The 22632-nt window shown below is 65.6% G+C and carries 23 protein-coding genes; 9 read left to right on the top strand and 14 right to left on the bottom strand.

Translation table 11 applies throughout. From position 1 onward, the window contains the following. Nucleotide 1: 1 nt before the first annotated feature. The gene (gene coaD / locus SB749_RS16135) at nucleotides 2–520 is read right to left on the bottom strand and encodes a pantetheine-phosphate adenylyltransferase (RefSeq protein WP_410711202.1); all 519 of its coding nucleotides are present in this window, start codon (nucleotides 518–520) and stop codon (nucleotides 2–4) included. 71 nt (nucleotides 521–591) lie between these two features. Then, nucleotides 592–1353: a GntR family transcriptional regulator gene (locus SB749_RS16130; protein WP_410711201.1), complete on the bottom strand. Its 762-nt coding sequence runs from the start codon at nucleotides 1351–1353 to the stop codon at nucleotides 592–594. A gap of 119 nt (nucleotides 1354–1472) precedes the next feature. On the opposite strand from SB749_RS16130, the gene SB749_RS16125 reads away from it, so the two are divergent. Genes SB749_RS16125 through ehuA form a run of 4 tightly spaced genes read left to right on the top strand, consistent with a single transcriptional unit; the run spans nucleotide 1473 to nucleotide 4639 of the window. Then, on the top strand, nucleotides 1473–2351 hold the full coding sequence (locus SB749_RS16125) for a transporter substrate-binding domain-containing protein (protein WP_410711200.1): 879 nt from the start codon (nucleotides 1473–1475) through the stop codon (nucleotides 2349–2351). A 20-nt stretch (nucleotides 2352–2371) separates the two neighbouring features. After that, on the top strand, nucleotides 2372–3184 hold the full coding sequence (gene ehuC, locus SB749_RS16120) for an ectoine/hydroxyectoine ABC transporter permease subunit EhuC (RefSeq protein WP_410711199.1): 813 nt from the start codon (nucleotides 2372–2374) through the stop codon (nucleotides 3182–3184). Then, nucleotides 3184–3840 carry an ectoine/hydroxyectoine ABC transporter permease subunit EhuD gene (gene ehuD / locus SB749_RS16115; RefSeq protein WP_173155948.1) on the top strand — a complete coding sequence of 219 codons (657 nt, stop codon included), beginning with the start codon at nucleotides 3184–3186 and terminating at the stop codon, nucleotides 3838–3840. Before ehuC ends, ehuD begins: the two co-directional genes overlap by 1 nt. Beyond that, complete coding sequence (gene ehuA, locus SB749_RS16110; RefSeq protein WP_410711198.1) at nucleotides 3827–4639, top strand: ectoine/hydroxyectoine ABC transporter ATP-binding protein EhuA; 813 nt, start codon at nucleotides 3827–3829, stop codon at nucleotides 4637–4639. Before ehuD ends, ehuA begins: the two co-directional genes overlap by 14 nt. On the opposite strand, the gene rsmD is transcribed toward ehuA, so the two are convergent. The 4 genes from rsmD to thiL are packed head-to-tail and all read right to left on the bottom strand — an operon-like array spanning nucleotide 4636 to nucleotide 10060. Next, the gene (gene rsmD / locus SB749_RS16105; protein ID WP_410711197.1) at nucleotides 4636–5235 is read right to left on the bottom strand and encodes a 16S rRNA (guanine(966)-N(2))-methyltransferase RsmD; all 600 of its coding nucleotides are present in this window, start codon (nucleotides 5233–5235) and stop codon (nucleotides 4636–4638) included. The genes ehuA and rsmD overlap by 4 nt on opposite strands. A gap of 10 nt (nucleotides 5236–5245) precedes the next feature. After that, nucleotides 5246–7393, bottom strand: a complete 2148-nt coding sequence (locus SB749_RS16100; protein ID WP_410711196.1) for an ATP-dependent DNA helicase RecG — start codon at nucleotides 7391–7393, stop codon at nucleotides 5246–5248. Further along, nucleotides 7390–9021: a DAK2 domain-containing protein gene (locus SB749_RS16095; RefSeq protein WP_410711195.1), complete on the bottom strand. Its 1632-nt coding sequence runs from the start codon at nucleotides 9019–9021 to the stop codon at nucleotides 7390–7392. The genes SB749_RS16100 and SB749_RS16095 overlap by 4 nt, the downstream gene beginning before the upstream one ends. 1 nt (nucleotide 9022) lies before the next feature. Further along, nucleotides 9023–10060: a thiamine-phosphate kinase gene (gene thiL / locus SB749_RS16090; protein ID WP_410711194.1), complete on the bottom strand. Its 1038-nt coding sequence runs from the start codon at nucleotides 10058–10060 to the stop codon at nucleotides 9023–9025. Between the two features lie 32 nt (nucleotides 10061–10092). On the opposite strand from thiL, the gene SB749_RS16085 reads away from it, so the two are divergent. Next, nucleotides 10093–10617, top strand: coding sequence for a DUF3515 domain-containing protein (locus SB749_RS16085; protein WP_410711193.1), 525 nt, complete (start codon nucleotides 10093–10095; stop codon nucleotides 10615–10617). A gap of 4 nt (nucleotides 10618–10621) precedes the next feature. Here the strand turns inward: SB749_RS16085 and SB749_RS16080 are convergent, their stop codons facing one another. The 7 genes from SB749_RS16080 to leuC all read right to left on the bottom strand — a co-directional run bounded on the left by SB749_RS16080 (nucleotide 10622) and on the right by leuC (nucleotide 17804). Beyond that, nucleotides 10622–11737, bottom strand: a complete 1116-nt coding sequence (locus SB749_RS16080; protein WP_410711192.1) for a D-alanine--D-alanine ligase family protein — start codon at nucleotides 11735–11737, stop codon at nucleotides 10622–10624. Nucleotides 11738–11829: 92 nt separating this feature from the next. Beyond that, complete coding sequence (locus SB749_RS16075) at nucleotides 11830–12363, bottom strand: YbhB/YbcL family Raf kinase inhibitor-like protein (RefSeq protein WP_410711191.1); 534 nt, start codon at nucleotides 12361–12363, stop codon at nucleotides 11830–11832. A 44-nt stretch (nucleotides 12364–12407) separates the two neighbouring features. Further along, the gene (locus SB749_RS16070; RefSeq protein WP_410711190.1) at nucleotides 12408–13421 is read right to left on the bottom strand and encodes an NAD(P)H-dependent glycerol-3-phosphate dehydrogenase; all 1014 of its coding nucleotides are present in this window, start codon (nucleotides 13419–13421) and stop codon (nucleotides 12408–12410) included. After that, entirely contained in the window at nucleotides 13418–14185 is a 768-nt protein-coding gene (locus tag SB749_RS16065; RefSeq protein ID WP_410711189.1) for a lysophospholipid acyltransferase family protein, read from the bottom strand. The genes SB749_RS16070 and SB749_RS16065 overlap by 4 nt, the downstream gene beginning before the upstream one ends. After that, a complete protein-coding gene (gene murA, locus SB749_RS16060; RefSeq protein ID WP_410711188.1) occupies nucleotides 14182–15498 on the bottom strand; it encodes a UDP-N-acetylglucosamine 1-carboxyvinyltransferase in 1317 nt (438 codons plus the stop codon). The genes SB749_RS16065 and murA overlap by 4 nt, the downstream gene beginning before the upstream one ends. A gap of 205 nt (nucleotides 15499–15703) precedes the next feature. Then, nucleotides 15704–16303: a 3-isopropylmalate dehydratase small subunit gene (gene leuD / locus SB749_RS16055; RefSeq protein ID WP_410711187.1), complete on the bottom strand. Its 600-nt coding sequence runs from the start codon at nucleotides 16301–16303 to the stop codon at nucleotides 15704–15706. A 16-nt stretch (nucleotides 16304–16319) separates the two neighbouring features. Next, nucleotides 16320–17804 carry a 3-isopropylmalate dehydratase large subunit gene (leuC, locus tag SB749_RS16050; protein WP_410711186.1) on the bottom strand — a complete coding sequence of 495 codons (1485 nt, stop codon included), beginning with the start codon at nucleotides 17802–17804 and terminating at the stop codon, nucleotides 16320–16322. 176 nt (nucleotides 17805–17980) lie between these two features. Between leuC and SB749_RS16045 the strand changes: the two genes are divergently transcribed. From SB749_RS16045 to SB749_RS16030, 4 genes are all read left to right on the top strand, one after another. Next, nucleotides 17981–18697, top strand: a complete 717-nt coding sequence (locus tag SB749_RS16045; protein ID WP_025777351.1) for an IclR family transcriptional regulator — start codon at nucleotides 17981–17983, stop codon at nucleotides 18695–18697. A 29-nt stretch (nucleotides 18698–18726) separates the two neighbouring features. Beyond that, nucleotides 18727–19485: a DeoR/GlpR family DNA-binding transcription regulator gene (locus SB749_RS16040; protein WP_410711185.1), complete on the top strand. Its 759-nt coding sequence runs from the start codon at nucleotides 18727–18729 to the stop codon at nucleotides 19483–19485. Between the two features lie 149 nt (nucleotides 19486–19634). Beyond that, on the top strand, nucleotides 19635–21332 hold the full coding sequence (locus SB749_RS16035) for a sodium:solute symporter family protein (RefSeq protein ID WP_410711184.1): 1698 nt from the start codon (nucleotides 19635–19637) through the stop codon (nucleotides 21330–21332). A gap of 17 nt (nucleotides 21333–21349) precedes the next feature. Then, nucleotides 21350–21643 carry a hypothetical protein gene (locus SB749_RS16030; RefSeq protein ID WP_410711183.1) on the top strand — a complete coding sequence of 98 codons (294 nt, stop codon included), beginning with the start codon at nucleotides 21350–21352 and terminating at the stop codon, nucleotides 21641–21643. Between the two features lie 24 nt (nucleotides 21644–21667). Here SB749_RS16030 and SB749_RS16025 read toward each other — a convergent pair whose 3' ends face one another. Beyond that, nucleotides 21668–22543 (bottom strand): alpha/beta fold hydrolase, encoded by an 876-nt coding sequence (locus tag SB749_RS16025; RefSeq protein WP_410711182.1) that lies wholly within the window; start codon nucleotides 22541–22543, stop codon nucleotides 21668–21670. Nucleotides 22544–22632 lie beyond the last annotated feature (89 nt).

Raw genomic sequence — 22632 nt, 5'->3', positions numbered from 1 at the left:
CTCAGACGACGCTGTCGTCGTTCGCGGCCGCGGGTCCGCGGCCGCCCAATGCCTCCAGCACCGAGGTGGGGACGAGGCCTTCGATGTTTCCGCCGCCCGCGTGGACTTCCTTGATGAGTGAGGAGGAGACGTGTTCGAACTTCGGATCACCGGGGACGAAGATCGTCTCGAGCTCGGACAGGTGTTTGTTCATCAGCGCCATCGGCAGTTCGTAGGCGAAGTCGGTGCCCGACCGCAGTCCCTTGACGACGGCGGGAGCGCCGATTCTCGTGCAGTAGTCGACGAGGAGGCCCCCGGAGACGAGGTCGATCGTGATGTTCTGCGCATTCTGAGTGCGTTGATCCTCGGCCAGGGACTGGCGAATGAGGTCGGCACGGATCTCCGGGTCGAAGCGACCGGACTTCGAAGGATTGTGGACCACTGCCACGACGACCTCTTCGAACATCCGAGAGCTGCGGGCGATGATATCGAGATGACCCATGGTGATCGGGTCATAGGAACCGGGACAGACGACCTTCATGCCCTCATCGTATCGTCTGCCCCGATCAGAGGCGGGCAGATCCGTGTCACGGACACGTGAGGTCGCAACCGTCAGTGTGCCTGTTCCCGCAGCCGCAGCCGCAGCCACTGATCGTCGGCGGGTGTCTCAGCGTCGGTGCCTTTGACCACTTGACCGTCGAAATCATCCACCGTTCCGTGCAGGCGGGAGGCCGCCTCGGCCATCACCCGGGCGACGATGGCAAGGGAACGGGGTTCGTCACCGGCGGCGACCGCCTCGGCGAGATTCCTGTGACTGTCCAGGACATCGCACCGGACCTCATATCCGCGCTTGTCCGACAGCGACAGCAGGCGGGTGTGAACCATCGAGACCTTCATGAGGTCGGTCAGCCGCGCTGACCCGGAGCACGCGACGATCGAGTGATGGAAGTTGAGGTCGGCGTCGCCGATCGTACGCGCGACATTCTCCTCGATCGCACGCTCGAGCTCCCTCAGCGCGCGGCTGATCCGCGCCGTCGAATTTCCGCCCCGGACAACGAGCTTGACCGCCTGCGATTCGATCGCCTCCCGCACGGCATAGACGTCGTCGATATCGGCCGTGCGCATCCGTCTCACATGCACACCTCGTCCTGGAGCATGCGTCATCACACCTTCGCTGATGAGGCGCTGCAGAGCCTCCCGCAGAGACGGCCGCGACACCTCGAGCAGCTCGGCCGTGCGCACTTCGTTGATCGACTGACCGGGCTCGAGCGAGCCGGAATAGATGGCGTTGCGGATCTGGTCGACGATGAGGTCGATCGTCGAAGAGCGGACCACTTTGCGCAGCACCGGCAGCTCGGAAGTCGGAGGATTCATCACGGTCACGATCATATAACGTTGTCAGACAGTGTGACATTCGGACAACATAAGTATTGAATACTGTTCCAGAGACGCACGTCACGTTGATGTGTCGACGTTCAAGGAAGGAACAGCAAATGAAACTCAAAGGACTGGCCGCCGCGACATCGATTCTCGCGCTGACGCTCACTCTCGGTGCCTGCGGCGGAAGCGACTCCGACGAGTCCGCACTGCAGAAGGCCGTCGACGAAGGAAAGATCACTGTCGGCTTCGCTGGTGAGGCACCATACAGCTTCGAAGAGGGCGGCGAACTCCAGGGAGCGTCGGTGGCACTGGCCAAGGCCGTGTTCAAAGAGCTCGGCGTCGACGACGTCGAGGGCGTCAACACCGAATTCGGTTCGCTCATCCCTGGTCTCAATGCCGATCGCTTCGATGCGATCTCGGCAGGCATGTCGATCCTGCCCGACCGCTGCGAACAGGCGTCCTTCGGTGATCCCGAGTTCATGTACACCACTGCCCTGATGACTAAGGAGGGCAAGCTCGACGGGATGAAGAACCTCGATGACGTGAAGAAGAAGGGCGTCAAGCTCGCCACCATGACCGGTGCCATTGAATCCGACTACGCCAAGGACCTCGGTATCAAGACTCAGCAGGTCGGTACCCCGCAGGACGGCATGGACGCCGTGACCACCGGCCGCGCCGATGTCTTCGCGCTCACCGCCATCTCGCTCAACTGGATGGAGAAGAACACCGAAGATTCCGGTGTCGAAGTCAGCGATTCCTTCGTCCAGGAGATCGACGGCGTCCCACAGGTCGGTGCCGGTGCCACGGTCTTCCGCAGCGATGACAAGGAACTGCGCGACGAATGGAACAAGGGCCTGGAGAAGATCGTCTCCGATGAGAAGTCCTACCTCGACGCCGTCGGCGACTACGGCTTCACGGCCGAAGAGCGCCCCGACGGTTCGATCACGACCGATCAGCTGTGCAAGGGCGAACTTCCCACCGCTGACTCCTGAGTCGGTTCCTCTCACGCACCATGAATGACAATGTCTCCACGTTGCTGAACTTCCTCCCACAGCTGTGGGAGGGAGTTCAGACAACCATCATCCTCACGGTGGCCGGCAGCATCGGCGCCGTCCTCATCGCACTCGTCCTCGGTCTGACGATGACCTCGCCGAGCGCCTGGCTGCGCATCCCGGCCCGCATCGTCGTCGAGTTCTTCCGCGGCACTTCTCTGCTCGTGCAGCTGTTCTGGCTGTTCTACGTGCTCCCGCTCCTCGGCGTCGATTTCGACCCTATGGCCTGCGGAGTCGCCGCTCTGGCACTCAACTACGGAGCCTATTCCGCCGAGGTGGTCCGGTCCTCGATCAAGACCGTGGCCCCCGGTCAGTGGGAAGCAGCCATCGCGCTGAGCCTCTCCCCCACCCGCCGGATGATCCGCGTGATCTTCCCTCAGGCCTGGGCGCTCATGATCCCATCGCTGGCGACCCTGCTCATCCAGCTGCTCAAGGGCACGGCGGTCGTCTCCTTCATCACGCTCTCCGACCTCACCGACAAGACCGAACAGCTGCGCCAGTCGACCGGCGACACGATGTTCGCCTACTCGATCAGCCTCCTCATCTACTTCGCACTGGCATGGCTGCTCCAGGAATTCATGAACTTCCTCGAACGCAGAGCGACGAAGGCCCTCGGCCGTCGTCGCCCGAACTCTCGCACCGATCGTCGTGAGGCCAGGCGTGCAGCCCGTGCCGATGCCGCGCGCCAAGACCGTCTCAAGTCACACGTTGCCGCTGGTGAAGGTGCTGACCGCTCCAAAGGTCCGTTCCCAGGACAGGGAGGTGGCCTCTGATGTGGAACTGGGAATTCGCCGCCGAAGCCCTGCCGATTCTGCTCCGCGGTTTCGTCAACACCTTGATCGCCACCGTCGTCGGCACCGCCATCGCCGTCGTCCTCGGGCTCATCCTTGCCGTGGCCATCCGCGGTCTGCCGCGCTGGATCAACTGGCTGGTCCGACTCATCGTCGCGTTCATCCGCAACACCCCTCTGGTCGTCCAGCTGCTGTTCGTCTACTATGCGTTCTCCGATATTCCAGGACTCGTCGATGTGCCCGCTCTGGTCATCGGCTTCATCGTCATCGGCATCCACTATTCAACGTATATGTCCGAAAGCTACCGTGCAGGCATCGATGCCGTCCCGCCGGGCCAGTTCGAGGCCGCCACTGCCCTCTCGCTGCCGCCGGTCCGCACCTTCACCGCGATCGTGTTGCCACAGGCGCTGCGGGCGACCATCCCGTCGCTGGGCAACTACGCAGTCGCCATGTTCAAGGACACCCCGTTCCTGTTCGCAATCTCCGTCGTCGAGCTCGTCACGGCTGCTAAGGAATTCGGCGGTTCGACCTTCGCCTACACGGAAGCCTTCACTCTGGCGGGCATCATCTTCCTCGCCGCCAGTTACCCGACCTCACTGCTCATTCAGAGATTGGACCGACGCCTTGCCACCTACTGAGAACACCCCAGCCAATTCCTCCACTCCCGGCGCAGGCACACCGGCGATCGAGTTCAAGGACGTGGAGAAGAGCTTCGGCCCGACCACCGTGCTCAAGGACCTCAACTTCACAGTGGCTCCAGGCGAGCGCGTCACACTCATCGGGCCCAGCGGTTCGGGCAAGACGACGATCCTGCGCCTTGTGATGACGCTCGAGGAGCTCACCGGCGGATATATCTTCGTCGACGGTCAGCCGCTGACTCACGAGGACCGCGGCGGCAAACGCGTGGAACTGCCGAAGAAGCGCACGCGTGAGATGACCACGCGCATCGGCATGGTCTTCCAGCAGTTCAACCTGTTCCCGAACATGACCGTGCTCGAGAACATCATCGAAGCTCCCGTCCATGTGCTCGGCAAGTCCAAGGCAGACGCGACCAAGGAAGCCAAGGAACTGCTCGAACGCGTGGGCTTGGCCGACAAGGCCGACGCTCACCCGACCCGTCTCTCCGGCGGCCAGCAGCAGCGCGTGGCGATCGCCCGGGCACTGGCGATGAACCCGGAGATCCTCCTCCTCGACGAGGTCACCTCCGCCCTTGACCCCGAACTCGTCGGGGACGTGCTCGGAGTGCTGCGCGATATCGCCGAGACCACGGACATCACGATGCTGCTGGTCACACACGAGATGCAGTTCGCCCGCGACGTCTCTCACCGCGTGATGATGTTCGACGGCGGTCAGGTGCTCGAAGAGGGTCCTCCGGACCAGATCTTCAACAACCCGCAGCACGAGCGCACGCGCAAGTTCCTCTCCAGCGTGCTCTAGTCCTCTGCGGCGCTCGCTTCGTCCTCGCCAGCGAGCTGGACGAAGTGGATCGCGGTCTCGCCGAAGGTCTTCGCCCGAAACACTTGGAGCCCGTCGGGCATCGTCGGCTCCGGCGAACGCGCGGCACGTTCGACCACGACGATGGACTCCATGTCCAGGTGTGTGCTCAGCCGTCTGAGGATCTGCGTGACCGCGTCCTCCCCCAGCGGGTACGGCGGGTCCATGAACACGAGGTCGAAGACTCGTGACTCCGGGTTCTCCGGTCCCGGCAGTCCGCCGAGAAAGTGGAGCACGTCCCCGGTGTGGACTTCGGCCGAATGGTCGAGACCGAGCTTGTCCGCATTGGATTCCAGAGCACGGGTCGCCGCCAGGGATGAGTCGACGAAGTCGACTTGTGCTGCACCCCGCGACATCGCCTCGAAGCCGAGCCCACCGGAACCGGCGAAGAGGTCGAGGACGTTCGCTGCAGGCAGCACCCCGTAGCCGTCGAGCATGGAGAACAGGGATTCCTTGACGCGGTCGGACGTCGGCCGGGTGTTCGCCCCCGATGGGGACGTCAGTTTGGCACCTTTGTGCGCGCCGGCGATGATTCTCATATCTGCTCCCTCAGCCTGCCTCGATGAAGTGGGCGTCGTCCTCGGGCAGGACGCGCCTGATGAAGGCCTTGAGCGCGGGCACCGCCTCGAGGGTGGGGTCGATGGCGACGATCTGCTCTGCGACCGTCTTCGCTTCGGCGACCATCTCGGAGTCGCGGAGGATGGACAGATGCCTCAGCGAGGATCCGCCCCACTGGGAGCCGCTGAGCACATCGCCTTCGCCTCGGGCGTCGAGATCGTACTCGGCCAGGGCGAAACCGTCGAGCGTCTCGGCGACGGCCTGCAGTCGTCCATAGCTCTCTTCCTCGGCACTCATCTCGGTGAGCAGGAAGCACAGGGCCGAGCTGCCGTCACGTCCGACGCGTCCGCGCAGCTGGTGCAGCTGTGCGACACCGAAGTTCTCGGCTTCGATGATGACCATCATCGTCGCCCTCGCCACGTCGACGCCGACCTCGATGACCGTCGTCGAGACGAGGATCTCGATGTCGCCTTTGACGAAGTCCGCGAGCACCCGGTCCTTCTCCGCCGTCGACATCCGCCCATGCAGCAGACCGAACTTCAGACCAGCCAGTTCCGGGGTCTCAGACAGCTTCCGTGTGATGTCTTCGATGCCCTGCTTCTGTCCGACTACGTCCCCGGACTCCGGATCTTCGATATCCGTCGGTTCGATTCGCGGGAAGACGACGAAGACCCCCTTCTCAGCCTCGACGGTCTGCCGCATGAGCTCCCGAACCCGGACGTACCAGGCAGGTTGGTCGACGATCGGCACCACATGGGTGGCGACGTCCTTCGGCCCGGCCGGCATCTCCTTCAAGGTCGAGATATCGAGGTCGGCGAAGACCGTCATCGCCACGGTGCGCGGGATCGGGGTCGCCGACATCACGAGAGTATGCGGGGTCGTGTCCCCGCCCTTCGCGCGCAGCGCTTCCCGCTGTTCGACACCGAAGCGGTGCTGTTCGTCGACGACGATGAGACCGAGATCGGAGAACATCGTCGACGCCGACAGCAGCGCATGCGTGCCGACGACGATGTCGATGTTGCCGGCGACGAGATCGAGCGCGAGTTCGCGACGCTCCTTCGCCGGCATCGACCCGGTCATCAGCGCCACTGTCACCTGGTCGTCGTCGGCCAGCAGCGGCGACAACGCCATCTGCTCGTCGAGGAATGTCTGGATCGAATGGAAATGCTGAGTGGCGAGCACCTCGGTGGGGGCGAGCATGGCGGCCTGGGCACCGGAGTCGACCGCGGTGAGCATGGCTCGCAGGGCCACAAGTGTCTTACCGGAACCGACGTCACCGTGCAGGAGCCGGTGCATCGGCCGGTCTGCGGCCATGTCCTCGGCGATCTCCTCACCGACCCTGACCTGGGATGCGGTGAGGGTGAAGGGCAGCTCCTCATCGAAGCGGCGGCTCTTCGTCCCCTGTGTGAGCAGCGGCGTCGCCTTCTCCGCGGCCAGAGTCGCTTTGCGGGCAGCGAACTCGGTCTGCAGGGCGAGCGCCTCTTCCCACTTCCACCTCAGCCGGGCCCGTTCGACGTCCTCGATCTTCCGCGGCCGGTGCATGTCCTCCAGCGCCGTGCGCAGATCCGGCAGTTCATGAGCGTCGCGCAGCCCTTTCGGCAGCGGATCCTCGAACTCCTCGTCACCTGCGACGGTGAGCAGGGTCTTGATCGAACTCCACAGCCGGGACTGCGCGATCTTCTTCACGGCCGGGTAGATGGGGAACGGCGAGTTGAGGTCCTCGGGCGTCCACTCGTGGTCATCCTCGGTGCGGTTGAGCCACACCGGAGACGCCAGGGTCAGCTGCCCGCGGAACGATTCCACCTTGCCGCCGAAGACGACGGTCAGTCCCGGCTTCAGCGCCTTCTCCAACCAGTGCTGGTTGAAGAACGCGATCTTCATCGACTGCTTCCCGTCGTGGACGATGACCTCGGTGATCGTGCCTTTCCGCTGCTTCATCCGCCGCGTCTCCACCTTGATGACTTCGGCCTGGATGATCGCGGTCTCCCCCAGCGGCAGGCCGCCGAGTTCCGTGCGCTCCCCGGGCACGAGGTAGCGGCGCGGGAAGAAGCGGAGCAGGTCAGTGACCGAATGCACCCCGCGCTTGGCGAGGTTCTTCCGATCGGCCGGCCGGAAGTTGTCTTCGAGCCGGGTCGTCATTCGACCCCCATGATCACGAGCACTCCGGAGTCTCTGGCATCGATGTCCTGGAAGTGGACGGTCTCATGCGACTTCTGGATCCAGTCCCGCAGGTGGTCGAGCACCTCCGGTGCGCAGTCGGGTCCGTGGACGACGGTGAGCAGCTCTCCCCCGGCCCCGAGCAGCCGATCGGCGAGCTTCTCGACCAACGTCCGCAGCTCCGTGCTCTGGGTCTTCGCGCGGCCTTCGATGAAGACCCGGTAGAACTGCGCGGGATGAGCCGCCACTGCCGTGCCCCCACTCGGACGATGATCCGTGGCCGCACCCGCAACGCCGCCCGCAGTCGATCCTTCGTCCTCGCTGATCACCGGCAGCATCCCCGTCGGCGGGTCGGTGGCGAGCTGATCGGCCGAATAGATCGTGCCCACCCTTGTCCCCGCGGCCGCTTCGGTCATATCCGCGAAGATCTCCCCCGCCGGGGCGAAGGGATCGTAGACGGCCAAGGCCGAGAGCAGGGTGCCGACGTTGCGAGAGCGCACGACGTGCGCCCCCAGCCCTGCCAGGGACTTCAGCGCCGAGGTGGAGCTGGGAATGACGATGACCTCACGGTCCTCGGCGGCGATGAGTTCGGACATCGTCTCGAACAGGTCCCCCACCTCCGGAGTCAGCGCCGTGGCCCCGTTGAGCGCGGTGTGCATGAGCAGTCCCGTGCCCTTGACCAGGACGATGAGCTTCGTCTCGCCCTCCTCCTCGTGCATCCGCAGGTCTTCCATATCGAGCCGGGCGATCCCATATTCGCCGAGGCGGTCGATGACGGTCGCGGCGGTCGTTTCGTCGGCGACGTGGACGTGGACCTTGCCCGCATTGATGACGATCGAGGTCCCGCCGAGGCGGTCGAGATCCTCGGCGAGGGAGTCAGTGGGGACGGTGGCCAGGATGGCGACGATCTCGAGTTCGTCGGCGGTGGCTTCGTGGATGATCTTCGGGGCGCGGGCCACCTCGGCGAGCATCGAATCCTGCGGGGTGCGGCCGGTGACGGTGGCGTAGAGGAGGTCGAAGAGTTCGACGATGCCCGTCGATCCGGCGTCGACCACCTCGGCTTCGCGCAGCACGGTGAGCTGTCCGGTGGTCTCCCGCAGAGCTGTGCGGGAGCGTTCCCGCACGGCCGCGATGACCTCGATCAGGGAGGCTCCGTCGTCGGCGCGTTCGCGGGCCTCGGTGGCCATGGCGTCGAGCACGGTGAGCATGGTGCCGTCGACGGGTCGGGCGACGGCGGCCCGGGCCCGGTCCGACGCGGTCTCCAGCGCGGTGGCCATGGCGTCGGCGGTGGCCACGGTGACTCCGGCCATGGCATCGGCGACTCCCTGCAGGGCGACGGCGAGGATGAGTCCGGAGTTGCCGCGGGCGCCGCGTCCGGCTCCGGCGGCCAATGCGGCGACGACGTGCGGGAGGGTGACGGGTCCCGTGAGCTCTTCGACGGCGAGGTAGGCGGCGCGCAGGGTGTGGTACATGTTCGTGCCGGTGTCACCGTCGGGGACGGGGAAGACGTTGAGCTCGTCGATCTCGGTGCGTTCCTTGCGCAGCCGGTCGACCGCACGGCGGGCCCAGCGGGCGGCCAGACGACCGTTGAGGCTGATGGCGTTGCTCATGTCACTTCCCGAAATGGCTGAAACCGCTCGCCGGCACGGGTGTGCCGTCGAGGCTGACATCGTGTCCGGTGCGGATCTCACCGATTCTCCGCCAGCCTACTCCAGGCACGGCGGCAGGCGGCGCAGACGCGGCGAAGCCGTGGTCCTCTCCCCCGTCGAGGACCCAGGACAGCGCCAGATCCTCTGCCGTCACAGCCGCCTCGGTTTCTCCGACCCCGTCGCCTGGCCCTCCCGTCGCTCGGTCATCGAGCACGAATTCGGCTGCCGGCAGCAGCGGGTCGATGAGGTCGCCCAGCAGAGCCCGATCAAGATCGATGCCCACCCCCGAGGCGGTCGCCACCCGGGCGAGGTCGAGGCTGAGTCCGTCGGAGACGTCGATCATCGCCGAGGCGGCCCCGACCGTGGCCAGTGCCCCGTAGTCAGGCTGCGGCGCCAGTTGGGTGTCGATGAGCGAGCGGAGGTCAGGCCCGGCGGTGTCTGGTCGCGCTCCGGCGAAGAGCAGGTCGAGTCCCGCGGCTGCCCGACCAACGGTGCCGGCCAGGAAGAGTCCGTGCCCGGGCTGGGCGCCGGAGCGCAGGATCGCGGACTCCTCCTCCAGGGTCCCGAGTGCGGTGATGGCGATGACGACGAGTTTCGACGACGACAGGTCCCCGCCGATGATCGGCACCGTGCAGTCCAAAGCCGTCCCCGCTCGTTCCGCTTCGTCGAAGAGACCGGAGTACAGGGCTTCGAGGCAGGCGATGTCCGTGTCATCGGGGACGGCTGCGGAGACGAGCAGTCCGTGCGGGGTCGCGCCCATGGCGCACACATCAGCCAGGTTCTGGGCCGCTGCCTTGATACCGAGCTTCTTCCAGTCCAACCATTCGCGAGTGAAGTCTTCGTTCTCCACGAGCATGTCCGCGGTCGAGACGAGTCGTCCCTCCGGTGCTGTCACGGCCGCATCGTCTCCGGGTCCGACGATCACGTGCGTGCTGCTGGGGTTGCGGGTGAGCACACGGGAGATGATGTGTGATTCGCCAAGTTCGGACAGTCGGGTCATGGCTCAAGGTTATCGGGCGATACGGTAGTCCTATGAGATCTCGCCCTGCTTCGACGCGCCGCAACGCCCGGCCCGCGCACCGTCGTCGTTCTCTCACCTTCATCGCTCTGGCCACGGTGATCACCGGTCTGGCAGTGACTGGGTGTTCGCGGACCGTCATCGTCGAGCCGGCCAAGGACGCAGCGAATCCGAAGTGTGCCGATATTCTGCTCACTCTGCCGGACGAGATCTCGGGTGAGAAGGCACGCACGACCTCCTCGCAGGGCACGAAGGCCTGGGGAGATCCCAATGTCGCGGTGCTGCGCTGCGGAGTCACTCCCCCCGGGCCGACGACGGATCAGTGCGTGAGCGTGTCCGGGGTCGATTGGATCTCGAAGCCGGTCGACGACGACGATTCGACGTGGAGGTTCACCAGCTACGGACGCACCCCTGCCGTCGAGGTGCTCGTCAATCGCAAGGCAGAGTCCGGCAACGATGTGCTTGCCGCAATCTCACCGACTTTGTCGAAGTTCCCGCCGGAGAACGAGTGCGTCGGCGCCGAGGACATCGCCGGCTAGAGCGCTATTTCGCGCGGGCGTGGTCGATCAGGGCGATCGAGATGAGTTCGCCGATGAGTTCGGAGTACTCGAGTCCCGACTGGGCCCACATGAACGGGTACGCCGAGGTGGGGGTGAACCCGGGCAGGGTGTTGAGTTCGTTGATGACGACTTCACCGGTGTCCGTGACGAAGGTGTCGACGCGGGCCAGACCGGTGCAGTCGAAGAGACGGAACACCGAGGCGGCCAACTCCTGCACTCGGGCCGTGACCGTCTCGTCGAGATCAGCCGGACAGGTGACTTCTGCGGCGGCGAGGTCGAGGTATTTGGCATCGAAATCGTAGAACGAATGGTCGCCGCTCACCCGGATCTCCCCTGGTGAGGACACGCGCAGCTCCGTGTCATAGACGGAACCCAGCACGGCGCATTCGACCTCACGACCGCTGACCTCGGGTTCGACGATGACCTTGGAGTCGTGTTCGAAGGCGCCGAGCAGGGCGGCCTCGAGATCGGCCGCCTCGGCGACGCGACTGACTCCCATGGACGATCCGGCACGAGCGGGTTTGACGAACACGGGCAGTCCGAGCTCGGCCACTCGCTTCTCCGCCTCCGCGCGGTCTGCGGCCCACATCGTCTCGGTCACGAGCTCCCACGGGCAGGTGGGGATCCCGGCGTGGGCCATGAGTGACTTCGTGTAGTGCTTGTCCATGCTCGCTGCGGAGGAGAACACTCCGGAGCCGACGAACGCGGTGTCGCTGAGTTCGAACAGTCCCTGCAGGGTTCCGTCCTCACCGAAGCGTCCGTGCAGGAGCGGGAAGAATACGTCGACCGCACCCAGTTCGGTGTAGTTTCCGTCGGCATCGCGGTGCAGCAGAGGTGCCCCGTTCGCGGAGACCGGAGGGATCACCTCGGTGCCGTTGTCCGTGACCTCCGGCATGGCCTCCGGGTCGAAGCGCATGCTCGCCCAGTCGTCGACGACCCGCCACACGCCGGTCTTCGTGATGCCGATCGGCAGAACGTCGAAGGCGTCGGAGTCGATGGCACCGATCACACCGGCCGCGGTGACGCAGCTGACGGAGTGCTCGCTCGAACGGCCTCCGAAGAGGACTGCGACAAGGGGCCGGTGATCGTTGTCTGCCATGAGTTTCCTTGCTGAAGTGGTACTCCCGCGAACTGGGGCCGAACACGGGTGCGCACAGCGGGTCAGGTGTGCGCGGACTGAAAGACTCTAGCTCACTTGGCCTCGTACGTGCATTCCAGCCACGCCCGTCCGATGCCCTTGAAGAACATGTTGAAGCCGGCGAAGGCCGGTGTTGCGGATTCGTCGATGCCCAGCGGTTCGGCCAGAGCGGTGACGATGAAGAAGTAGCGGTGCGGTCCGTGTCCTTCCGGCGGGGCAGCTCCGACGAAGCAGGGTTCGCCGGCATCGTTGCGCAGAGTCACGGCTCCGCTGGGCAGGAGGTCGGCGGCCGGGTCGCCGGCGTTGGTCTCCAGGCTCGTCACCGAGGCGTCGAGGTCCGTGACGACCCAGTGCCAGAAGCCCGAACCCGTGGGAGCGTCGGGGTCGTAGCAGGTCACGGCGAAGGCCTTGGTCTCGTCAGGGAAACCGGACCAGGACAGCTGCGGAGAGACGTCCTCACCGCCGGGCACGCCCATGGCGCCGGAGAGCTGTGGGCCGGTGAGCACCCCACCGTCTTCGATGTCGGTGCTCGTCAGCGTGAAGGTGGGAAGTTCGGGAAGGTTGAAGAACGGTGAGTTGGCGCTCATGTGTGCTCCTAGTTTTCCAGCGGGTGCCTGAGATTCGGTGCGAATCAGGCGGGTGGTCCTTCGTGCTTACGTTTCCGAGACAACAGCAATCCGGCGAGTTCGTCAACCTGCAGTTTTCCGGCGAGAACCGCACAGACCACCTCGGTAATGGGCAGGTCGACGCCGTTGCGTCGACCCAGGGCGAGGACGGCTGGAGCGGATTTCACGCCTTCGGCTGTCTGCGAGGTGTGGGCGATGACGTCCTCGAGGCTCATCCCCTCACCGAGGTGGCGCCCGAAGGTGCGATTGCGCGACAGGGGTGAGGCGCAGGTGGCGACGAGATCGCCGAGTCCGGCGAGACCGGACAGGGTGTGCGCCTCGGCGCCCATGGCCGCGGCCAGGCGAGAGGTTTCGGCAAGCCCGCGGGTGATGATCGAGGCCTTCGAGTTGTCGCCGAGCTTCTGCCCGTCGGCGATGCCCACGGACAGGGCGATGATGTTCTTGATCGCACCGCCGATCTCGACGCCGACGACGTCGGTGTTCGTATACGGGCGGAAGTACGCGTTCGCGCTGATCTCCGCGACCACCTCGGCGGTGGTGATGTCGGAGGACGCGACGACGGTGGCGGTGGGCTGCCGGTCGGCGATCTCACGCGCCAGGTTGGGTCCGGAGACGACGGCGATCTGGGATTCGGCGACCTCGGCGACCTCGGCGATGACTTCGGACATGCGTTTGCCGGTGTCGACCTCGATGCCCTTCATCAGGCTCACGAGCTTCACACCCTCGCGCAGGTGCGGCTTCCACCGGGTGAGGTTCTCCCGCAGGGTCTGGGCGGGCACGGCGAGGACGATGACCTCGGCGTCGGTGACCGCGGCGATATCGTCTGCGGTCGCACTCAGCCCCTCGGGCAGGACTCGCTCGCCGAGGTAACGCTCATTGGTGTGCGTGGAGTTGATCTCTTCGGCGACCTCGGGACGGCGGGCCCACAGGGTGACGGGGAATCCGGCGTCGGCGATGACCGCGGCGTAGGTGGTGCCCCACGATCCGGCTCCGAGGACGGTGATCTTGTCGACGCTCATTCGCCAGTCTCCTTAGCTGTGAAACGCTGCGGCAGTTCGCGTTCGGACAGTTCGGCCACCATCGCCGCCACGGTGTTCTTCACCCGCTGGGAGAGGTCTCCCATCGTCTTCTTCTCATCCCGGCGATCCCACAGGTCCGAATAGTCGATGGCGGGACCGAAGGCCACGACGGAGTCATGGCTGAAAGGGCGGAATCGGACCTTCTTCTGCCCGCGCGGGTAGACCGTGTCAAGTCCCCAGTGGGCGACGGGAACGATCGGGGCTCCGGTCTCCAGCGCCAGCCGGGCGGTGCCGGTCTTGAAGTGCTGGGGCCACAGCTCCGGGTCCTTCGTCAGCGTGCCCTCGGGGTAGATGACGACGGTCTGGCCGTTCGCCAGGGCGTCCTTCGCATATTCGAGGGAGTCCCCGGCCGAGGCCGAGGCGCGCAGCACCGGGATCTGTCCGATGATCTTGAGGATCTTGCCGAGCACCCCGGTGAACAGCGTCGACTTCGCGAGGAAGTGCGGCATCCGGCCGTTGCGCTTGAGCGCCAGCCCCACGAGGATCGGGTCGAGATGGTTGGCATGGTAGGCGGCGGCGATGATGCCCGTGCCGGCCGGCGGCAGGTGCTCGGTCCCCCGGATGCTCATCTTCGTGGCCGTGCGCAGGAGCCCGAAGGCCGCAGTGGCGGCAACGGTGCCCGCCCGGTTCTGGGAGCGCACCGAGGCGGGATCGAAGGAGACGAGATCGTGGTCGTTCGCGTCCGGTTCGATGTCGGCGCTCATGCGGAGACCTCGGCACCGAGTCCGGTGAGTTTGTCGAGGAAGTTCTCGTAGCCGCGGTTGATGAGCTCGATGCCGTGGACTTCGCTCGTGCCCTGGGCCGCCAGGGCGGCGATGAGGTGGCTGAAGCCGCCGCGCAGATCGGGAACGTCGATGCGGGTGCCCTTGAGGTCGGTGGGTCCGGAGATCACAGCCGAGTGTTGGTAGTTCCGTCGTCCGAAGCGGCAGGGGGTGCCGCCGAGGCATTCGCGGTAGAGCTGGATCTGCGCACCCATATCGCGCAGGGCGTCGGTGAAGCCGAACCGGTTCTCATACACGGTTTCGTGGATGATCGAGAGGCCTTCGGCCTGAGTCATCGCGACGACCAGGGGCTGCTGCCAGTCGGTCATGAAGCCGGGGTGGACGTCGGTTTCGAGGGCGAAGGATCGGAGTTTGCCGCCGGGGTGGCGGAAGCGGATGCCGTTCTCCTGCACATCGAATTCGCCGCCGATCTTGCGGAACACGTTGAGGAACGTGATGAGCTCCGGCTGGCTGGCGCCTTCGACGAAGATGTCGCCGCCGGTGGCCAGTGCCGCCGAGGCCCAAGATGCGGTCTCATTGCGGTCGGGCAGGGCACGGTGGATGAACCCGCGGAGGGTGTCGACGCCTTCGATGCGCACCACGCGGTCGGTGTCGACGGTGATGATCGCGCCCATCTTCTGCAGCAGCGCGATGAGGTCCATGATCTCCGGTTCGATGGCCGCTCCCCGCAGCTCGGTCACGCCTTCGGCGCGAACCGCTGTCAGCAGCACCTGTTCGGTGGCTCCGACAGAGGGGTAGGGCAGTTCGACCTTGGTTCCCTGCAGGCGGCTGTGTGCCTTGAGCATGATGCCGCCGGGGGTCTTGTCGACCTCGGCGCCGAACTTGCGGAGCACATCGAGGTGGAAGTTGATGGGGCGGTCGCCGATATGGCAGCCGCCGAGGTCGGGGATGAACGCCTGACCGAGGCTGTGCAGGAGAGGTCCGCAGAAGAGGATCGGGATGCGGGAGGATCCGGCGTGGGCGTCGATGTCGACGATGGAGCCCTGAGCCACATCGGCCGGGTCGAGGTGGAGTTCGCCGTCGGACTGGTCCCCGTCGGGGCCGGAGGTGACGCGGACTCCGTGGAGTTCGAGGAGTCCGGTGACGATTTCGACATCGCGGATGTTGGGCACGCCGCGCAGCACGGACGGGGTCTCACCGAGCAGAGAGGCCACCATCGCCTTGGGCACCAGGTTCTTGGCGCCGCGGACTCGGACGGTGCCGTCCAGCGGATTTCCCCCACGTACTTCGAGCATGTTCCTCCCTGATTCCGATGATCGGATCCGGGCGGGATGCCACCCGGAGACGGTGCCCGACGATTGCTGTGGGCACCGTCCTAGACTAACCCAGCCGATGGTCTCCCACCGATTCGCTCAAGGCGGCCCGCCGTCACGTTCGAACGTGACGGCGGGCCGCCTCGGTGGGGGTGGATCGATACGGACGGGCCGGCTTGGGTGAGGGTCAGACCTTGGCGGGCAGGGTCGTCGGCTTGAAGGCGAAGCGGGAAGATTCGTAGCCGACGATCTCGTCTTCCTTGGCCAGGGTGAGACTGATGTCGTCGTGGCCTTCGAGCAGGCGCCAGCGCGTGTAGTCGTCGATCTGGAAGGACACGGTGACGGTGTCGCACGTCACGGTCTTCTCGTTCAGGTCGACGGTGATCGACGTGCCGGGATGGTTCTCGAGTATCTTCCAGATCAGTTCGATATCGGCCTGTTCGAGCTGGGCGGCCAGCAGACCCTCTTTGCCGGAGTTGCCGCGGAAGATATCGCCGAAGCGGGAGGACAGGACGACGCGGAAGCCGTAGTCCTTGAGCGCCCAGACGGCGTGTTCGCGGGAGGAGCCGGTGCCGAAGTCGGGGCCGGCGACGAGGACGGAGCCGGATGCGAAATCGGGGTCGTTGAGGACGAAGTCGTCGTTGGTCCGCCAGCGGTAGAACAGGGCGTCCTCGAAGCCGGTGCGGGTGACCCGCTTGAGGAACTTCGCGGGGATGATCTGGTCGGTGTCGATATTGGATCGGCGCAGAGGAACGCCGATGCCGGTGTGGGTGGTGAAAGCTTCCATGGCTCGTCCTCCTTTGTCAGTCGTTCGCCGAGACGGGTGTCAGGTTGAGGGACAGGCGGTTGTCGGCCCATTCCACGGGTTCGGCATCCCGCGGCAGGTCGGCGACGTCGCCCGGTGAGGACAGGGTGCCGCGCACCGCGGTGGCAGCGGCCACGAGCGGGGAGACCAGGTGAGTGCGTCCGCCCTTGCCCTGGCGGCCTTCGAAGTTGCGGTTCGAGGTCGAGGCGCACCTTTCGCCTTCGGCCAGCTGGTCCGGGTTCATCCCTAAGCACATCGAGCAGCCGGCGAAGCGCCATTCGCCGCCGAAGTCCTTGAAGATGACGTCGAGGCCTTCTTCTTCCGCTTGGAGGCGGACCTTTGCGGAGCCGGGGACGACCATGAAGCGGACGTTGTCGGCCTTCTTGCGGCCGCGGACCACCTCGGCGGCGGCCCGGAGATCTTCGATCCGGGAGTTCGTGCACGAGCCGAGGAAGACGGTGTCGACTTCGATCTCGCGCAGCGGCGTGCCCGGGGTCAGGCCCATATAGGCCAGCGCATTGGCGGCTGCGGCCTTGTCGTTCTCGTCGGTGAAGTCGTCGGGGCTGGGCACGCTCGCCGACAGCGGCAGGCCCTGGCCGGGGTTCGTTCCCCAGGTGACGAAGGGTTCGATGTCTTCGGCTTTGAGGACCACCTCGGCGTCGAATTCCGCGCCTTCGTCGGTGTAGAGGGTCTTCCAGTACTCGACGGCGGCGTCCCAGTCTTCGCCTTCGGGGGCGTGGGGGCGGCCCTTGACGTACTCGAAGGTCGTCTCGTCGGGGGCGACCATTCCCGCCCGGGCACCGGCTTCGATCGACATATTGCAGATCGTCATCCGGGCTTCCATGGACAGCTGGCGGATGGCCGAGCCGCGGTATTCGAGCACGTAGCCCTGTCCCCCGCCGGTGCCGATCTTCGCGATGATGGCGAGGATGATGTCCTTGGCGCTCGAGCCTTCGGGCAGGTCGCCGTCGACGGTGATCGACATCGTCTTGAAGGGTTTGAGGCTGAGCGTCTGCGTGGCGAGCACGTGTTCGACCTCGGAGGTGCCGATGCCGAAGGCGAGCGCTCCGAAGGCGCCGTGGGTGGAGGTGTGCGAGTCGCCGCAGACGACGGTGGTGCCCGGCTGGGTCAGGCCCAGCTGCGGTCCCACAACGTGGACGATGCCCTGGTCGGTGTCGCCGAGGCTGTGCAGCCGGATGCCGAATTCCTCGGCGTTCTTGCGCAGGGTGTTGATCTGCGTGGCCGAGGTGGGTTCGGCGATCGGCTTGTCGATGTCCCACGTCGGGGTGTTGTGGTCCTCGGTGGCGATGGTGAGGTCGGGGCGGCGCACGGGGCGCCCGGCGAGTCGGAGTCCGTCGAAGGCCTGCGGGCTGGTCACCTCGTGGACGAGGTGGAGATCGATGTAGATAAGGTCCGGCGCACCGTCAACACCTCGTGAGACGACGTGATCGGCCCAGACCTTCTCGGCCAATGTGCGTGGCATGGTTCCTCCCGCCGGTGCAGGGATCTCTGCACCCGATGTAGACCTGACGGGCCGAGGTACGACCGCGTCGATGAACTGCGATGTGCGCACTGGGGTGAGTGCGTATTCGAAATCTACTCGGCCGTATCGCAATGCGAACTTGCATCTCGCCCACTGAGACGCGCACAATGGTGCCTATGACAAGCAATGGTAGCGGCGTCGGGGTCATCGACAAGGCCGCAATGGTTCTCTCCGCACTTGAGGCCGGACCCGCCTCTCTCGCCGAATTGGTGACGCTGACCGGACTGGCACGCCCCACTGCCCACCGCCTGGCTGTTGCCCTCGAATTCCACCGCATCGTCGGTCGCGACCTGCAGGGACGCTTCGTCCTCGGGCCGCGCCTGGCCGAGCTGTCGTCGGCCGCCGGCGAGGACCGCCTGTTGGCCGCGGCCGGGCCGGTGCTCGGTCAGCTGCGGGATCAGACCGGCGAGTCCGCTCAGCTCTTCCGCCGTCAGGGCGATCTGCGTCTGTGCGTGGCCGCGGCCGAGCGCCCCGTGGGCCTGCGCGACTCCGTGCCGATCGGTGCGACCCTGTCGATGCGCGCCGGTTCTGCGGCTCAGGTGCTGTTGGCCTGGGAGGAGCCGGACCGTCTGCACACGGGTCTGCGTGGTGCCCGGTTCTCCGCGACCATGCTCTCCGGGGTCCGTCGCCGAGGCTGGGCCCAGTCGATCGCCGAACGCGAACGGGGCGTCGCCTCGGTGTCGGCCCCCGTGCGCGGACCGAGCAATCGAGTGGTCGCCGCCGTCTCGATCTCCGGACCGGTCGACCGGCTCACCCGTCAGCCCGGTCGCCTGCACGCGAAGTCGGTCATCGACGCCGCGCGTGCGCTGACCGAAGCACTCGTGCGCGGCTGAGACGGCCTCCGGGTCTGTACTATGGCTCCATGATCGCCGCTCAGAGACGCAACATCATCGTCGATACGATCGAGAGAGACGGCGCCGTCTCCATCACCTCCCTGTCGGAGAAGCTCGTTACCTCGGCCGTGACCATCCGCCGTGACCTCGATCAGCTCGCCGAGGAGGGCAGGCTCATCCGCACCCACGGCGGTGCCGTTCTCGCGTCGAGTGCGCGGGAGTCGAGTTATGCGGAGAAGCTCGAGCAGGCTCTGGCCGAGAAGACGGCGATCGCCCGCGCTGCGGCGACCCAGGTGCGCAACGGCGATGTCGTGGCGCTGGGGCCGGGAACGACGACCGAACTGTTGGCCAAGGAGCTCGTGACGCGTTCGGGTCTGCGCGTGGTGACGAATTCACTGCTCGTCGCCGAGGCCATGGTCTCCTCCCCCGACAACGAGGTCATCGTCGTCGGCGGACTGCTGCGCCATTCGATCCGGGCCTTCGTCGGAGGCGGGACGGTGTCTCAGCTGCTCGGCCTGCGCGCCGATACCGTCTTCCTCTCCGGCAACGGCCTGGCCGCGGACTTCGGCCTGTCGACACCGGCGTTCCCCGTCGCCGATACGGATCGGGCGATGGCTGCCGGAGCCGGACGCGTCACCGCCCTCGTCGATCACACGAAGGTCGGGCTCCGCTCGTCGGTGCTCACCGTCCCGACCGAGCAGATCCACCAGCTCATCACCGACTCGAAGAGCGAAGAATCCGCGCTCACGGCCCTGCGTGAGGCAGGCGTCGAGGTCGAGGTCGCCTGACCTGCCGACCAAACGATCAAAACTGTTCAGGTTCGATCACTAGCGATCAGGCTCACAATCCTCTAAAGTGTCCACTCGGGTGTCGCACACCACAAGCATCCATGCATTGACGCATTTTGAAGCCATGCACTGACGCATATGGAGGAACCTTGGAAGCAATCCGCTTGGACGCACAGTGGATCGACTATCTGCTGATAGCAATCTACTTCATCTTCGTCCTCGGCATCGGGTGGTTCGCCAAACGCGGGATCTCCTCGAGCATCGAGTTCCTCCTCTCCGGACGGAGCCTGCCTGCTTGGGTCACGGGTCTCGCTTTCGTCTCGGCCAACCTCGGCGCTGTCGAGATCATGGGCATGTCCGCCACGGGCGCCCAGTACGGCATGCCGACGATGCACTACTTCTGGATCGGCGCGGTCCCGGCGATGCTGTTCCTCGGTGTCGTAATGATGCCCTTCTACTACGGTTCGAAGGTCCGGTCGGTTCCGGAGTTCATGCGCAGACGGTTCGGCACGGGCGCCCACCTCGTCAACGCGCTGTCCTTCGCCGTCGCACAGCTGCTCATCGCCGGTGTCAACCTGTTCCTGCTGGGCACGATCGTCAACCGTCTGCTCGGCTGGCCGCTGTGGATCACGCTCATCGTCGCCGCCGCCATCGTCCTGTCCTACATCACCCTCGGCGGACTGAGCGCGGCCATCTACAACGAAGTCCTGCAGTTCTTCGTCATCGTCGCAGCCCTCCTGCCGCTGACCCTCATCGGCCTCAACCGCGTCGGCGGCTGGGACGGACTGGTCGACCGGGTGAGCAATGACGGAATGCTCGGCGCCGAGCAGCTGAGCAGCTGGCCCGGCGAACAGCTCTCCGGGTTCTCCAACCCCGTCCTCTCCGTCGTCGGCATCGTCTTCGGCCTCGGCTTCGTCCTCTCCTTCGGCTACTGGACGACGAACTTCGTCGAGGTCCAGCGCGCCATGGCGTCGAAGTCGATCAACGCCGCCCGCCTGACCCCGATCATCGGCGCCTTCCCGAAGATGCTCATCCCCTTCATCGTCGTCATCCCCGGCATGATCGCCGCGGTGCTCGTGCCGCAGATGACGCAGTTCAAGGAGATCTCGGCCAACATCGACGAGGCGACCGCGCTCGAACAGACGGGCGTGACATACAACGACGCGCTCCTGCTGCTCATGCGCGAGGTCCTGCCCAACGGTCTCCTCGGTGTGGCGATCGCCGGCCTCCTCGCCGCGTTCATGGCCGGTATGGCCGCGAACATCTCCGCGTTCAACACGGTCTTCAGCTATGACCTGTGGCAGCAGTACGTGGTCAAGGACCGCGAGGACGACTACTACCTGAAGATCGGCCGCTGGGCGACGATCGGTGCCTGTGTCGTCGCGATCTTCACAGCGCTCATCGCGGGCAACTTCTCCAACCTCATGGACTACCTGCAGACGCTGTTCGGCTTCTTCAACGCCCCGCTGTTCGCCACGTTCATCCTCGGTATGTTCTGGAAGCGGATGTCGGCGACCGCCGGTTGGGTCGGCCTCGTCGGCGGCACGCTCTCGGCCGTGTTCGTGTTCATCCTCGCCGAGACCGGAGTCCTCGATCTGCCCGGTCAGGGTGCCGCATTCCTCGCGGCCAGCACGGCGTTCGTCGTCGACATCGTTCTGTCGGTGATCGTCACCCTGTTCACCACGCCGAAGCCCGCCGCGGAGCTGCGCGGACTCGTCTACTCGGAGACCCCGAAGTCCGATTTCGAGGACCTCAGCGAACCGAAGGCGCCGTTCTGGAAGCGCCCCGTGCCCGTCGCGGGTGTCGCTCTGGTGCTCGTCATCATCCTCAACGTGACATTCGGCTGAAGGAGCCAGTGAGACCCATGAGCAAATCCAACGAACTGACCAAGACCGCAGGCGCCTTCGACGTCCGCAACTTCATCGGTGCGCTGCTGGCGATCTTCGGCGTCATCCTCACGATCGCCGGAATCGTCGGCTTCACCCCCGACGAAGCCGAGCGCACCGGCGGGGTCGATGCGAATCTGTGGACCGGGATCGGCCTCATCATCGCCGCAGCCGTCTTCCTCATCTGGGCGAAGCTGCGTCCGATCCGCATCGTCGAAACTCCCGAAAATGGTGCGGACGCCGACACCGAGACGGCCCCCGGCACCGACTGACACCGCAGTCCGCGCGGCACCTCCTCAGAGCGCGGCCATCGCTGCCGCAACCTCGGGGTAGTCCTCAGCCGGCACTGTCCGCGAGGCTTCCTCGAGGATGATCAGCCGGGCACCGGGAATCTCTCGGGTGAGCGCCTCTCCATTGCCGACGGGGAAGAACGGATCGCGGCTGCCGTGCACGACCAGCGTCGGCACGCGCAGCTGCGGCAGGCGTTCTCGCCAGCGTGGCTGGCAGTCGAGGCGGGAGAACACCATTCCCAGCTGATCGGCCAGATGAGCTTCCGGATCTGAGTTCTGTGTCGGATCCGAGCCCTGTCCTAAATCGGAGCTCTGGGTCCGCTCCCAGATCCGGGCAGCGACCTCGCGGGCCTCATCAGGATCGTCGCCGAGGATCCGTGCACCTTCGGCCATATAGTCGGCCACCGAGTCGACATCCGCCCAGTCCGGCTGCGATCGGGAGAAGAGCGGACGCATCGTCGCCTGATCATGATCCGGCAGGTCATCGTCGACGGGTCCGGGAGCGACCGATCGGGTGCCGATGAGAGTGAGCGACGAAAACGCCTCCGGGTGGTCGAGCGCCGCGACCTGCGCGACCATCCCGCTGATACTGATTCCTGCGAGATGAGCGGGTCGACCGTCGAAGGTCCGTGCGAGTTCGACGGCATCAGCAGCGAGGTCTCGCAGGGTGTAGTCCGGTGATTCGAGATCACCATGGCTCGAGGCCCCGGCATCGCGGAGGTCGCAGCGCACAACGTGACGTCCCTGCCCTGCCAGCTGTTCGCACAGAGCATCGGGCCAGGACAGCAGCGTCGGGGCGCCGAGGCAGAGAACGAGCGGCGCTTCCGCCTCACCGAACTCGTCGACACCGAGGCTCACTCCATTGACGTCGCAGATACCCATGCCGCTCCCCCTCCTGCTCGATTTCATCCTCATCTGAGGTTCCAGCATGAACTGCGAAGGATCGAGAGGTCAACGCCTGCCTGGTCAGC

Source organism: Brevibacterium sp. SIMBA_078 (assembly GCF_046534565.1).
Taxonomy (GTDB): Bacteria; Actinomycetota; Actinomycetes; order Actinomycetales; family Brevibacteriaceae; genus Brevibacterium.
This window is presented reverse-complemented; position numbering and strand designations above follow the sequence as displayed.